General features: G+C 51.4%; 8 protein-coding genes. 3 read left to right on the forward strand and 5 right to left on the reverse strand.

Annotated features, from left to right (window positions below; genetic code table 11):
• Positions 1-26: 26 nt before the first annotated feature.
• On the forward strand, positions 27-2108 hold the full coding sequence (gene ppk1 / locus ABT58_RS18250; protein ID WP_047875887.1) for a polyphosphate kinase 1: 2082 nt from the start codon (positions 27-29) through the stop codon (positions 2106-2108).
• An 8-nt stretch (positions 2109-2116) separates the two neighbouring features.
• The gene (gene ppx, locus ABT58_RS18255) at positions 2117-3619 is read left to right on the forward strand and encodes an exopolyphosphatase (RefSeq protein WP_047875888.1); all 1503 of its coding nucleotides are present in this window, start codon (positions 2117-2119) and stop codon (positions 3617-3619) included.
• Positions 3620-3755: 136 nt separating this feature from the next.
• On the opposite strand, the gene ABT58_RS18260 is transcribed toward ppx, so the two are convergent.
• The 5 genes from ABT58_RS18260 to ABT58_RS18280 form a co-directional block, all read right to left on the reverse strand.
• Complete coding sequence (locus ABT58_RS18260; RefSeq protein ID WP_047875905.1) at positions 3756-4724, reverse strand: PstS family phosphate ABC transporter substrate-binding protein; 969 nt, start codon at positions 4722-4724, stop codon at positions 3756-3758.
• Between the two features lie 171 nt (positions 4725-4895).
• Complete coding sequence (phoR, locus tag ABT58_RS18265; RefSeq protein WP_047875889.1) at positions 4896-6200, reverse strand: phosphate regulon sensor histidine kinase PhoR; 1305 nt, start codon at positions 6198-6200, stop codon at positions 4896-4898.
• A gap of 59 nt (positions 6201-6259) precedes the next feature.
• The gene (gene phoB / locus ABT58_RS18270; protein ID WP_047875890.1) at positions 6260-6949 is read right to left on the reverse strand and encodes a phosphate regulon transcriptional regulator PhoB; all 690 of its coding nucleotides are present in this window, start codon (positions 6947-6949) and stop codon (positions 6260-6262) included.
• Between the two features lie 206 nt (positions 6950-7155).
• Positions 7156-10953, reverse strand: coding sequence for an AAA family ATPase (locus tag ABT58_RS18275; protein WP_047875891.1), 3798 nt, complete (start codon positions 10951-10953; stop codon positions 7156-7158).
• A 14-nt stretch (positions 10954-10967) separates the two neighbouring features.
• Complete coding sequence (locus ABT58_RS18280; protein WP_047875892.1) at positions 10968-12200, reverse strand: exonuclease SbcCD subunit D; 1233 nt, start codon at positions 12198-12200, stop codon at positions 10968-10970.
• A 173-nt stretch (positions 12201-12373) separates the two neighbouring features.
• On the opposite strand from ABT58_RS18280, the gene rdgC reads away from it, so the two are divergent.
• Positions 12374-13285: a recombination-associated protein RdgC gene (rdgC, locus tag ABT58_RS18285; protein WP_189595461.1), complete on the forward strand. Its 912-nt coding sequence runs from the start codon at positions 12374-12376 to the stop codon at positions 13283-13285.
• Positions 13286-13460: the final 175 nt, after the last annotated feature.

Here is a 13460-nt window from a genome sequence, read left to right on the forward strand (position 1 = left end):
ACACGCAAACAAACAGCAGGATAATGATGAGCACGGAATCGCTTTATATTGACAAGGAACTGAGCTGGCTATCGTTTAATGAACGGGTACTGCAAGAAGCGGCAGATAAGTCTGTCCCGATCATTGAGCGGGTCCGCTTTTTGGGGATTTATTCCAGCAACACCGATGAGTTCTACAAAGTACGCTTTGCGGATGTTAAACGCCGCATTTTGATCAACGAAGAGCAAGGCGGCGATGAAAGCCCGAAACAACTGCTCAGCCGCATTCAAAGCCGCGTACTGAAACTCAATCAGGACTTCGACACCCTGTACAACGAGATCCTGCTGGAGATGGCCCGTCGCCATATTTTCCTGGTCAATGAACAGCAGCTCAACGATAACCAAAAGATCTGGTTACGTAAGCACTTCCGCACCCAGATCCTGCCGCACATCACCCCTATTCTGGTCACTGACGACATCGACCTGCTGCAATTCTTAAAGGACGAATATTCGTATCTCGCCATTGAAATGCAGCAGGGCGAGCACAAGCGTTATGCCCTGATCGAAATCCCGACCGATCAACTACCGCGCTTTATTCAGCTGCCGGAAGCCAAGGGCAAACGCCACAAAACGTTGATCCTGCTCGATAACATTATTCGCTTCTGTCTGGACGATATTTTCAGTGGCTTTTTTGACTACGACAGCCTCGCGGCCTATTCGATGAAAATGACCCGCGATGCGGAATATGATTTGAGTCAGGAAGTGGAGCACAGCCTGCTGGAGCAGATGTCAGAGGGGCTGAACCAGCGTCTGACGGCCATGCCGGTGCGTTTTGTGTATCAGCGCAATATGCCAACCGATATGATTGAGGTGTTCTGCGGGCTCCTGAAAGTCTCCAGCTACGACAGTATTATTCCCGGTGGTCGCTACCATAACTTCAAAGACTTCATCGGCTTTCCCAATGTGGGGCGCAGCTATCTGGAAAACAAACCGCTGCCGCCGATTGAAAGCTACCAGTTTGTCAGTGCCCGCAACGCGTTTGAGGCCCTGAAACAGCAAGACATTCTGCTGTACTACCCGTACCACACCTTCAATCACATGACGGAATTGGTGCGCCAGGCCGCTTACGATCCCAAAGTGCGCAGCATTAAAATCAACATCTACCGCGTGGCAAAAAACTCGCGCATTATCGAATCTATGATTGATGCGGCCAACAACGGCAAGCGCGTGACCGTGGTGGTCGAGCTGCAGGCCCGCTTTGATGAATCTGCCAATATCGAGTGGGCCCGTCGCCTGACCGAAGCCGGCGTACAGGTGGTGTTTGGGGTGCCGGGACTGAAAATTCACTCTAAATTGTGTCTGATCACCCGTCGCGAGGGCGATGAGTTAGTCCGCTACGCCCATATCGGGACCGGTAACTTCCACGAAAAAACCGCCCGTATTTATACCGATTTCTCGCTGATGACTTGTGAAAAAGCCCTGACGGATGAAGTCCGCATGGTGTTTAACTACATTCAAAATCCGTACCGTCCGGTGAAGTTTAAGCACCTGATTGTCTCGCCACAGAACTCGCGATCACGCTTGTATGATTTGATTGATCGGGAAATTGCCCACGCCAAGCAAAACCTGCCAGCACGTATTACACTAAAGGTGAACAATCTGGTTGATAAGGGCTTGATTAACATGCTCTACCAGGCCAGCAGCGCCGGTGTAAAAGTCGATTTGATCGTGCGCGGTATGTGTACGCTTGTCCCGGGCATTCCCGGGATCAGTGACAATATCCACGCCATCAGTATCGTTGACCGGTTCCTTGAACACCCACGTGTGGTGGTGTTCGACAATAACGGGGATCCCGATGTCTTTATTTCTTCGGCCGACTGGATGACACGCAATATCGACAACCGCATTGAGGTGGGTTGCCCGATTTACGATCCGGCCTTGAAGAAAAAGATCATCGATATCCTGAATATTCAGCTGTCTGATACGGTGAAGGCGCGCATCATCAACAAAGCCATGACCAATGAATATGTGCCGCGCGGTAACAAGCGGAAAATCCGCTCACAAATCGCGATTTACGAGTACCTGAAACATGCAGAAAAGCAGCTGAAAAAGAAAGCCGATAAAGAGTGATTGTGCCTATGACGGAACCCGAACGCCCAAGAGAAATCGCGGCCATTGACCTGGGATCAAACAGTTTCCATATGGTCGTGGCACGCGTGGTCGGGCAGAGCCTGCAAATCATCAGCCGCCACAAACAGCGCGTCCATTTGGCCTCGGGCCTCAATGAGCATCACCACCTCGACCAAGCCGCGATGCAACGCGGCTTGCACTGTCTGGCGATGTTTGGTGAACGCCTGCAGGGGTTTGATCCGGATAACGTGCGTATTGCCGCGACTTATACTTTGCGTCAGGCACAAAACGCAGCGGTGTTCTTACAACGTGCCGAACACGTTTTGCCTTACCCGATCGAAATCATTCCCGGTACCGAAGAAGCCCGTCTGATTTATCTGGGCGTGGCACACACCCAACCGGAAACCGGCCAGACACTGGTGGTGGACATTGGCGGCGGCAGTACCGAGCTTGTCATTGGTGAGGGCTTTGATACTCAGCTGACCTACAGCAAGCACATGGGGTGTGTCAGCTATAACCAACAGTATTTCCCGAAAGGTAAAATCAGCGCCAAGCACTTCAATGCCGCGCAATTAGCCGCGCAGCAAAAACTCGAAAGCATTGCCACAAAATACATCCGTACCGGCTGGCAAACCGCCATTGGTTCATCCGGTACCATCAAAGCCATTCGTGAAGTGCTGATCGGATTGGGCCACAGCGACGGGATCATCACCGCCAAACGCCTGAACCAGTTGATCGAGGCTATCTTAGCGGTGAAGCACGCTGACGATCTGGAATTGGAAGGCCTCAGTGATGATCGCAAACCGGTGTTTGCCGCAGGGGTCGCGATTTTGCATGCGGTATTCCAATCCTTCCATATCGAGGAAATGATTTTCTCTGACGGGGCGCTGCGTGAAGGCTTGCTGTATGAAATGGAGGAACGTTTTCGCCACAGTGATATTCGCACCCGTACCGCCGAAGCCATGGCCAAGCAGTACAACATCGATCCGGATCAAGCCCTGCGCGTGCGGGAAACCGCTGAAAAGCTGTATAACCAGATTGAACCGCAACCGGGTCTCGCCAAAGCCGAACTGGCGACGTTGCTGCAATGGGGCGCTCTGCTGCATGAAGTAGGGCTGAGCATCAGTTATGCGGGATTCCATCGCCATTCAGCGTATCTGCTTCGCCACAGCACCATGCCGGGGTTCACACTGGAGCAGCAGACCGTTCTGGCCTCGTTAGTGCGCTATCAGCGCAAGAGCTTAAAGCTGGAAGAAATGCCGGAGCTCAGTATCTACAAGCGCAAGCATTTGTATCCGCTGATCCGCACCTTACGCATTGCGGTGGCCCTGAACGGCCAGCGCAGTGACGAACCGCTCCCGCCCATTACTGTGCAGGCGGATAAAGAAGACTGGACGCTCACCCTGCCTGCTGGCTGGGAAAGCGACAACCGCCTGCTGGCTGCTGACTTACAGCAAGAGCAAGCCTATTGGCAAAAAGCCGGCTGGACGTTGACCTTATTAGAAGGCTGACGCTGTAAGAACTGGTCGCACGTCGCCAGCCAAGGGCCACACTAACAAAAACAGGCTCACCATGCGGTGGGCCTGTTTGTTTTCCATGATTCGATGTTTACGCGTCGCGATTCGTCGCTCTGTCCAACATGGCAGCTCACAGGCCCAGTTTTTCCAACGTGGTGTTCACCGCATGTACCGGCAAGGGCACATAGCCATCTTTGGCCACTAAATCCTGCCCGTTACTCGACAAAATAAAGCGAATGAATTCCGCTTCCAAGGGCGGCAGCGGTTTGTTCGGTCGCTTGTTGATATAGATATACAGATAACGGGATAACGGGTAACGGCCACTGGCGGCATTTTCCTGCGTCGGCTCAACGTAATCGGTCCCTTCTTCCGCAATCGGGATGGCGCGGATCCCCGTGGTTTGATACCCCACGCCGGAATAGCCGATAGAATTGAGTGAGCTGGCTACTGACTGCACTACCGAGGCGGAGCCCGGCTGCTCGTTCACGTTATTGCGAAAATCCCCGTGGCACAGGGCTTTTTGCTTAAAGTAACCATAGGTGCCGGACACTGAGTTGCGGCCAAACAACTGAATATCGCGCGCAGCCCAACTGCCCGTCAGGCCAAGTTGCCCCCAGCGAGTGATCGACTGGGTGCCGCCACAGCGTAAGGTCTGGGAATAAATCGCGTCCAACTGGGCAAAGTTCAGCCCCTTCAGCGGGTTATCCTGATTCACAAACACGGCTAGCGCATCAATCGCCACCCGAATTTCTGTCGGTTTATAGCCGAACTCTTTTTCAAACGCCGTGATCTCTTTGGTTTTCATGCGGCGGCTCATCGGGCCAAACTGGGCCGTCGCTTCCACCAGCGCCGTCGGGGCGGTTGACGATCCCGCCGCCTGCACCTGAATGTTCACACTCGGGTAGTAGCGTTTGAACTCTTCCGTCCAGTAAGTCATCAGGTTGGCAAAGGTATCGGATCCCACGGACGACAGGTTCCCAGAGATACCACTGACCTTTTGATACTCAGGCAAGACCTCTTGTCGTGTCTGGCTCTTTGATACCAAGCTCTGTGATGCCACATCCTGTGAGGCATGAACAGGCGACGCCGCCCACACCATACCGAGGGCCAACAAGCCTGCATACGCGCCATGACGCCAGACAGCACGCCATGCCGTCTGCTGTTGTTCTGCGCCTTGTGACGAATTTACTCGGCCGTTCATCTGCGTATTGACTCCCTTTAGATACAACAAAAGCGGCCCACTGGGCCGCTCAATAATGTCATGCTACGTCTATGCGGCATGCGCAACCAGACGCTTTGGCAACGTAAAGGCAAAGGTACTGCCTTCCCCTACCACACTTTCAATTTCCAGATGGGAATCGTGATGGCTCAAGGCATGTTTCACAATGGCCAGTCCTAAACCACTGCCCCCGGTTTCACGGGAGCGGGCTTTATCCACCCGGTAGAAACGCTCGGTTAAGCGATGAATATGCTGCGGTTCAATGCCCTGCCCACGGTCAATCACCTCCAGACGCGGGCCGGTCGGTGAACGGAACCAGCGCACCGTCACTTCCGCATTGGTCGGGGTGTGTTTCACCGCGTTATAGACAAGATTAGAAATCGCACTGCGCAGTTGATCTTCATCCCCCAGCACTTTGAGCGACTTGTCGATATCAAACGTGAACAGATGCTCGTCGCCACCGCTGAGCGAGACGGCTTCTTTTTCTAACACATCCAGCATCGCCGGCACATCGATGGTTTCTTCCAATTCGATATTCGGCGCGGCTTCAATCTTGGACAAGGTCAGCAACTGCTCCACCAAGGAGTTCATGCGCAATAGCTGTTCGGTCATCACGCCGTGGGCTTTGTCCCACATCGGGCCGATAAGCATGTCCGGATCTTTGGACATTTCCAAATACCCTTGCAGCACGGTCATTGGGGTACGCAACTCATGGGACACGTTAGCAAAAAAGTTACGACGCATGCCTTCAAGCTGCTTCACTTGCGACACGTCACGCACCACCATCAGGTATTCGCCTTCGGTGTAATGCATGATACGCAGCTCTAACGTGCGGTCGTAATTCAATGGCGAGGTAATTTCCAGCGGCTCATCAAACGTCTGCTTGGTCAGGTAACGGACAAAATCCGGACTGCGTAGCAGGTTGCTGATCGGCTGCCCGGCATCATCCGGCCAGCGGAACCCCAACAAGTGTTGCGCCAACTTGTTACACCACACAATGTTCCCTTCGCTACGGAACACCACTACCGCATCGGGCAGGGATTCCGCACCGTTACGGAAACGGCGGATCAAGGTGGCTAACTCTTTACGACGACGGCGGTTACGCTGCTGTAAGCGATAGATACCGTTGAATAAGGGTTCCCAACTGCCGGAGCCTGATGGCGGGGTTAAACTGCGCTCTTTCCACAGCCAGTTCGACATTTTCAGTTGATTATGGAAATGCCAAATTAACTGGATCCAGGTGGCGATCAATAAAAACCATGGCATATAGCCAAAAACCATGCCGAGCACAATCCAAGGCAAGTAGAAAAACATCAGTTCCCAGACTAATTTTTTCCACGAAAGCCGCTCTACCATCAATGACTCCGTCATCACCGCATCGGCCGGATGCGGCAATTATTCACTTCAACTACAAACTATACGCGGGTTGAGAATCGGTACCCTGCGCCACGCACAGTCTGCACCAATTTATCATGGCCACCCGTCTCCAGTGCCTTACGCAGGCGACGAATATGAACGTCCACCGTGCGATCTTCTACATACACGTTCGTGCCCCACACGTTATTCAGCAGCTGCTCGCGGCTGTACACACGCTCTTGGTGGGTCATGAAGAAGTGCAGCATTTTAAACTCAGTCGGGCCCATTTCAAGCGGATCATCATTGGATGTCACACGGTGTGAAACCGGATCCAATTTCAGCCCCTGTACGTCAATCACATCATCCAGCGATGTCGGTGATACACGACGCATCACGGCCTTCAGACGGGCCATTAACTCTTTCGGTGAGAATGGCTTAGTGATGTAATCATCCGCCCCCACTTCAAGGCCACGTACCTTGTCTTCTTCCTCACCACGCGCCGTCAGCATGACCACTGGGATCTGACGAGTGAGCTCATCACGTTTTAAATGCTTGATCAGGTTAATGCCTGAGCCGCCCGGTAACATCCAATCCATCAGGATCAGTTCAGGATAAGGCTCACAAATTTTTTCCAAGGCATCGTCATAATCTTCAGCTTCAATAGGCTGGTAGCCTTTCTGCTCAAGAACGAAACATAGCATTTCGCGGATTGGTGCTTCGTCCTCTACCACAAGAATCCGTCTAACCATAATGTTCTCTACCTACTCGTTGCTATCTTTGGTTACTGTCTGTCGTGCGTCATTATGTGTGTTAAGTATGACACTTTTGTGACCAATCACGACAATATGCAATCAAACACTCATTGATTTGTCATCAAAATTCGCCAAATCACTCTCTTTTCGGCGAATTTTACCCTTGTCTTTATTTCTATTCACCCACGTAATGCCATACGCCATTAACCACGAATGGCAATACGGCTGCGCCCGCCCCCTTGGGCTTCTACCGCTACCTGTACCCCAATCCGTTCCACCAGCGTGCCCACGTGGGAAATCACCCCGATCTGACGCCCATCCGCTTGCAGGGCATCCAAACACGCCAGGGCCATTTCCAGACTTTCCGGATCTAACGTCCCAAAGCCTTCATCGATAAACAGCGAGCCCAGCTGACGGGTATCGGCCGCCAGTGACGCCAGTGCCAATGCCAAGGCCAGTGACACCAGGAAGCTCTCGCCGCCCGACAGGGATTCCACACTGCGCACTTCATCGCCCATATCGTGGTCAATCACCTGCAAGGCAAGCGGGCTGCCCGGCACCGGCTGCAAAGCATAACGTGGCGCCAGATCCTGCAAATGCTGATTGGCCAGCACCACCAACTGCTGCAAGGTTAAACCTTGCGCCAAGGTGCGGAATTTGTTGCCGGTGGCAGAGCCAATCAGCTCACTCATTTCCATCCACAACTCAGTTTGCGTCTTTTGAGTCGCTAAAGCGGTACGAAGATCACCGGCTTGTTTTTCCGCTTGTTCGCCCAGCTCTAAACGCTGACGGCATTGGAATACCTGATCATCAAATTGTGACTTTTCCGCCTGCCATTGGGTAAATCGTTGCTGTTGGTCTGACGTATCATCACTGATGTTATGCTCACTCAACCACTGCTTGGCAAGTGCAACCGTTGGCTGATAATCCTGCTGGGCTTGCTGTCTTTCCTTAACAATGGTTTCGCCTTGAGACACTGCTTGCTCTACCTGTTTGAGTTCACAGCGCTCTTGCTGTAACCAAGCGTCGTCTTTACTCAGCAGCGCCGTTAATTCCGCCTCGGTTAACGCGAATTTTTCTAACCATGCTTGCCACACCTGCTGCAGCTTTTGTTGCGCCGCTTCATATTCGGCTAACTGTTGGGCTGAGCTCTGCTGTTTGGTCAGCTCTGCGGCAATCACTTCTGCTAATTGACTTAATTGCGTTTGTAACTGTTGGCAGTGTTGCTGCTGCGCGTCAATATCGGCTTTGGCTGAGCGCTCAATGGTATCTAATGGTTGTTCACCAATCAGGTCAATTCGTTGTTGCCAACAAGCCTGTTGCTCTTTCGCAAGACGCGTCACTTTCGCTGTGATCTCATTGACTTGCTGCTCACCGTGCTGAACGCTATTGGTTAACGTCGCGAGCACTGGCGCAAGCTCTGTCAGTTGTTTATCCAGTCGCTGTTGCTGTTCGAGATTGCTTTGATATTGCAGGATTTGCCCTTCTAAATCCGCAATAAATCCCGCTTTACCTTGCTGGGCTAATGCGTTTAACCATGCGTCATGACCATAGATAGCCATTAGCGCTTGTTGCCTTTCAGCGACGACGTTTTGCAAGTTGTTCGCTTGTGCGGTAAAGGCATTGAACTGCTCTTGCGCTTGGGTTTGTTGCTGAGTTAACCGGTAACATTGCTCTTTCAGCTCCGCTTCTTGCTTTGTTAACTGCTGTAACTGAAGCTGTTGTGTCTTCACCTCTTCAATCAGCACTTTACGCTGCTCACCTTGCTCTTTGATCTGCAGCATTTGTGATTTGGCATCGTCCACTGCTTGCGACCAATTTGCCTGATAATCAGAAAGCTGGGCTAAATCGCTGTCACCCGATAACACAATGTCCGCTAACGTTATGGCATCCAAATCCACCGCCATGAGATCTGTCCAGTGACACTGCTGCTGATCGACGAACGCTTGAATGGTGTGAGTTAACCCTGCGATATCTTGCTCAAGTTCACTTTGGCGTTGCTTATCTTGCGCGGCAGATTGGGTTAACTGATGCTGCTCGGCGTTAGCATCTTGTCGTTGTTGCGCTAATTGCTGTAATCGCTGCTGTTGCTGGCTAATAATGCTTTCAACGTGTGGATTATGCTGCTGATAAGGGTGATCGGCTGAACCACATAATGGACAAGGCTCCCCGTCAACCAACTGCTCGCGATAGTCGGTTAAGCTCATTACCGCGCGGCTTTGGTTTAGCTGAAATTCCACTTCTTTATGCTGCGCATCGAGTTGTAATAACTCAGGCGCTAATGCCGCTAAACGCTGCTCACTGGTGGCAATGCTAGTGACTAAACCTTGCTGCTGACGCTGAGATTTATCGCGTTGTTGCAACAAGCCCTGCCATTTATCGAGGCCAAATAAGCCCTCTTTTAACTTGCTGCTTAATTGCTGATAGGCCGCATAGTGTTGGCGTTCTTGATCTTGCAATTGCTCTAATGCAGCAAGATCGTGCTTAGCCGTTTGCTCGCTTAATTGCTGTTTTTGCTGATCCAATGCCGAAAGCTGTTTATCCAATTGGATCTGCTGCTGCGTCACTGTCGCTAACGTTGTTTCACGCAATGTCATATCGGCTTGCAACTGGGCAATGTGATTTTGCGCTTGTTGGAACTGACTGATGTTATCTTTGATGGCATTTTGCTGCTCTGCCAGGGCTTTTACGCCTTGCGTTTTCGCCAGCGCTGCCGTGACTTGCTGCTGTTGCGATTGGGCGGCATATTGCTGTTGTTGCTGACTGGCGAGCTGATCACGTTGTGCCGTCAATGCTTTATGTAAACTCGCTAACTGCTGTTCTAGCTCCGCGCTTTGTTGCAGCAAACCATCACGTTTTTGTTCAATGCTGGCCGCTTGTTTTAGCTTGGGTTCAAGTTCACTGAATGCCTGTTGTTTTTGCGCTAATTGCTGCTGGCTTTGTGCGTCCTGAATGTGCAATTGTTCTTGTTGGTGCTGCTTTGCCGTTAATTCAGTGGTGGCCGATTGCAGTGTCTGCTGCCATTTACTCACTTGTTGTTGAGCTTGCGATAATAGCGTGAAATCACCGCGCGCAGGCAATGCCTGTTCATACTGGTTAAGTTGACGATAACGCGGCTCAGCCAATTGTTGCGCTTGCTTGGCGTGTGCTAACTGCTGCTCACTGTCACCAATACGATGAGTCAGTTTTTCTGCATTCACTAACACATCTTGGTACTGTTTGAGTTGCTCAAGTTTTTGTTGCTGGCGACTGACTTGCTCACGGGCAATCGCTAATTGCGCATGTAATGCGTCACGCTCTTCGTCGGTCAGCAAGGCAATATCACCTAACTTGCCTTGAAGCTGCGTCAGTTTTAGTTTTTCGTCTTTCGCGCGTTCATGGGCAGCAATGGATAAACGACCGTAAATTTCCCCGCCAGTCATACGCTCTAGCAGTGCAGCACGTTCATCCGCGCCGGCTTTTAGAAATGCCGCAAACTCCCCTTGGGGCAACATCACGGCACGGCGGAACTGATCGAAACTCAATCCAATCAGCTTTTCGATTTCCGCTTGTAACTCTTGCTTTTTACCCGCAAAGCGTTGCCCGGTTTCAATGTTTTCTAACCATTGTTCTGCCGCTTGAATTTTGCCTTCAGCCCGACCACGTGCACGACGAACATGCCAGTGAGCACGCCAATGAGAGCCGTCGTTGGCAACAAAATCGACTTCTGCAAAACCTTCGCCTTTACCCCGTGACAAAATACTGCGCACGTCATTGGCTTTAATCCGCCCCGCATCGTCTTCACGGCCGACCTCTGCATCGTTCTTTTTGTTGGATTGCAAACGAGGAATACGATCAAATAACGCCAAACAAATCGCATCAAGCAAGGTGGATTTACCCGCCCCCGTTTTCCCCGTTATCGCAAATAAGCCAGCGTCACCTAAACGACCACCCGCAAAATCAATCTCAAACAGGCTTTGCAAACTCGCTAAATTTTCGCCGCGAAGCGCAAGAATTTTCATTGTTATTCTCTCTCTTAGTCTTGTTCTTCAACTTGCGTTAATAGGGTTTCAAATGCGTCAACCATGGCTTGAGTCGGCTCACCATCGAATTTTTTATTCCAGCTCAGGGCAAACACCTGTTGCGGTGACACATCCGATAAGCGGCGATGTTGCCAGCTGTCTTGTTGCTCGCGCTGAGGGTAATGCGGGGTAATTTTGGCAAGACGCACGGATTTCCCCTCTAAAGCTTGCAGCACTTTTTCACGCAATAAGGCTTGAGGCTTATCAAGCAACACATGCACTTCTAAAAAGGGCTGTAGCTCTCGTGGCAATTCATCATCCGGCAAGGCTTTTAATGCGGCTAAGACTTCATCCAGTGGCGCAGGTTTTGCAGGCACTTTAAGCATATCAACACGACGAGGAATGCTGATTTCTTCAATGGCTTTGACCTCTCTGCCCTCTAATTCTACGACCAGAATTTTATGCGAGTAATTACGTTCTGACATTGATAGCGGAATGGGTGAGCCGCTGTAACGTACATGATCTTTCTTTGCCACTTTCTGCGCCAAGTGAAGATGCCCAAGGGCGACATAACTGATGTCATCGGCAAAAATCGAGGCTGGTAGCGCATGCTGGTTACCCCCCAATACGCGACGCTCTGACATTTCAGATAATTGCCCCGATGCCATGTACGCGTGTCCCATGCCGATCATCGCTTGTTCTGGCGTAAGCAATTTTCGGGCAGCTTGGGTTATTTCGCCGTACAACACTTCGACACCTTTGATCAGACGATCATCGTCATCATTCAAGCCTTCCGTACGCAAATCCGCGCTGCGTAAAAACGGTACGGCCAATACATAAGCGGCTGTTTGTTGTTCTTTATTAGTGATTGGCACCAACATGCGCTCGGTATCCAGCGCGCCGTTCTCCAGACGATGAATACCGCCGACCATGTGCAAATCAAACGCTTTCAACAGTTCGTGCGGGGCATCCAATTTACTCGGCGAATCGTGGTTGCCGCCAATCATCACCACATCCAGCTGTGGCAGGCTTTTGGCTAAACGGGCCAGAAAGCGGTACAACATGCGCCACGCACTGGCGGGCGGGTTGGCGGTATCAAAAATATCCCCGGCCACCAGCAAGGCGTCGGCCTGCTCGGCTTCTAAGGTGTCCGCCAGCCAGTCCAAAAAGGCCTGATGCTCCACATCCCGGGAGTAGCCATGCAGTTGATGGCCAAGGTGCCAGTCTGATGTGTGAAGAATTTTCATGACAATTCACTCTATGCCAAAGGGAAACTGGCTTGATTGTACCGCACTTTTTCCTTCCCGAAATCGTCATGCTTTCGCGCTTTCGGCGAAAAGCGCGAAAACCTAAGACAAAGCCCCATCAATGCAATAAGATTGACAACCCAATGCACAACCTAGGATCTGTAACAGCCATGATGTGGTTTAAAAACGTACTCACTTATCGCTTCAGCCGCGAGATTGACCTTAATGCCGATCAACTTGAAAAGCAGCTGGAAGAGTTCCGCTTTACACCATGCGGCAGCCAAGACATGCACAAATTTGGCTGGGTGCACGCGCTAGGCAAGCACGGCGATATGTTCACGCACTTGGTGGGCGACAACATTCTGATCTGCGCGCGTAAAGAAGAAAAAATGGTACCGGCTTCTGTGATCAAAGAATCACTGACCGCGAAAGTGGACGCGATGGAAGCTGAACAAGGCCGCAAGCTGAAGAAAAGCGAAAAAGACACCATCAAAGATGAAATCATGATGGATTTGCTGCCACGCGCCTTTAGCCGCAAGCAGCAAACTTACGCGCTGATCATGCCAAAAGAAGGCTTTATCGTGGTCGATGCAGGCAGCTTCAAGAAAGCCGAAGATATGCTGGCGCTGCTGCGTAAGTCTATCGGTAGCCTACCGGTTGTGCCTGTGACACCGGAAAAACCGGCCGAACTGACCATGACGGAATGGGTGCGTTCAAACGCCTCGCCAGCAGGCTTCACCATTGGTGAAGAAGCCGAATTCAAAGCGGTACTGGAAGACGGTGGCGTGATCCGCTGTAAACAGCAGGATCTGTCTTGTGATGAAATCCTGGCGCACATTGAAGCCGATAAAGTCGTCACCAAGTTGGCGATTAACTGGCAAGACCGTATCGACTTCATTTTGTGTGATGACTTGTCGGTGAAACGCCTGAAGTTCGCCGATGAACTGCGCGATCAAAACGACGACATCGACCGTGAAGACATGGCGCAACGTCTGGATGCAGACTTGTCGCTGATGGCCGGTGAATTCTCTGCCTTCCTGCCTAACCTGTTTGAGGTACTGGGCGGTTTGGAAACAAAAGCGTAATCGCGGCATCACGCCCCATTATCTGGCCAAACAAGGCAATACATCACAAAAAGGGAAGCGCTGGCTTCCCTTTTTCTTGCCTGTTTTCTTACTTACGCCCCGCAACCACCATCCATTGTGCCGTTTTCATTGCCTTTGTGTGGTGGATCACAGTAAAATCGCGCCTCACTTCCGT

Origin of the sequence: Photobacterium aphoticum, assembly GCF_001029435.1 — a bacterium.
In the GTDB taxonomy this organism is placed as follows: domain Bacteria; phylum Pseudomonadota; class Gammaproteobacteria; order Enterobacterales; family Vibrionaceae; genus Photobacterium; species Photobacterium aphoticum.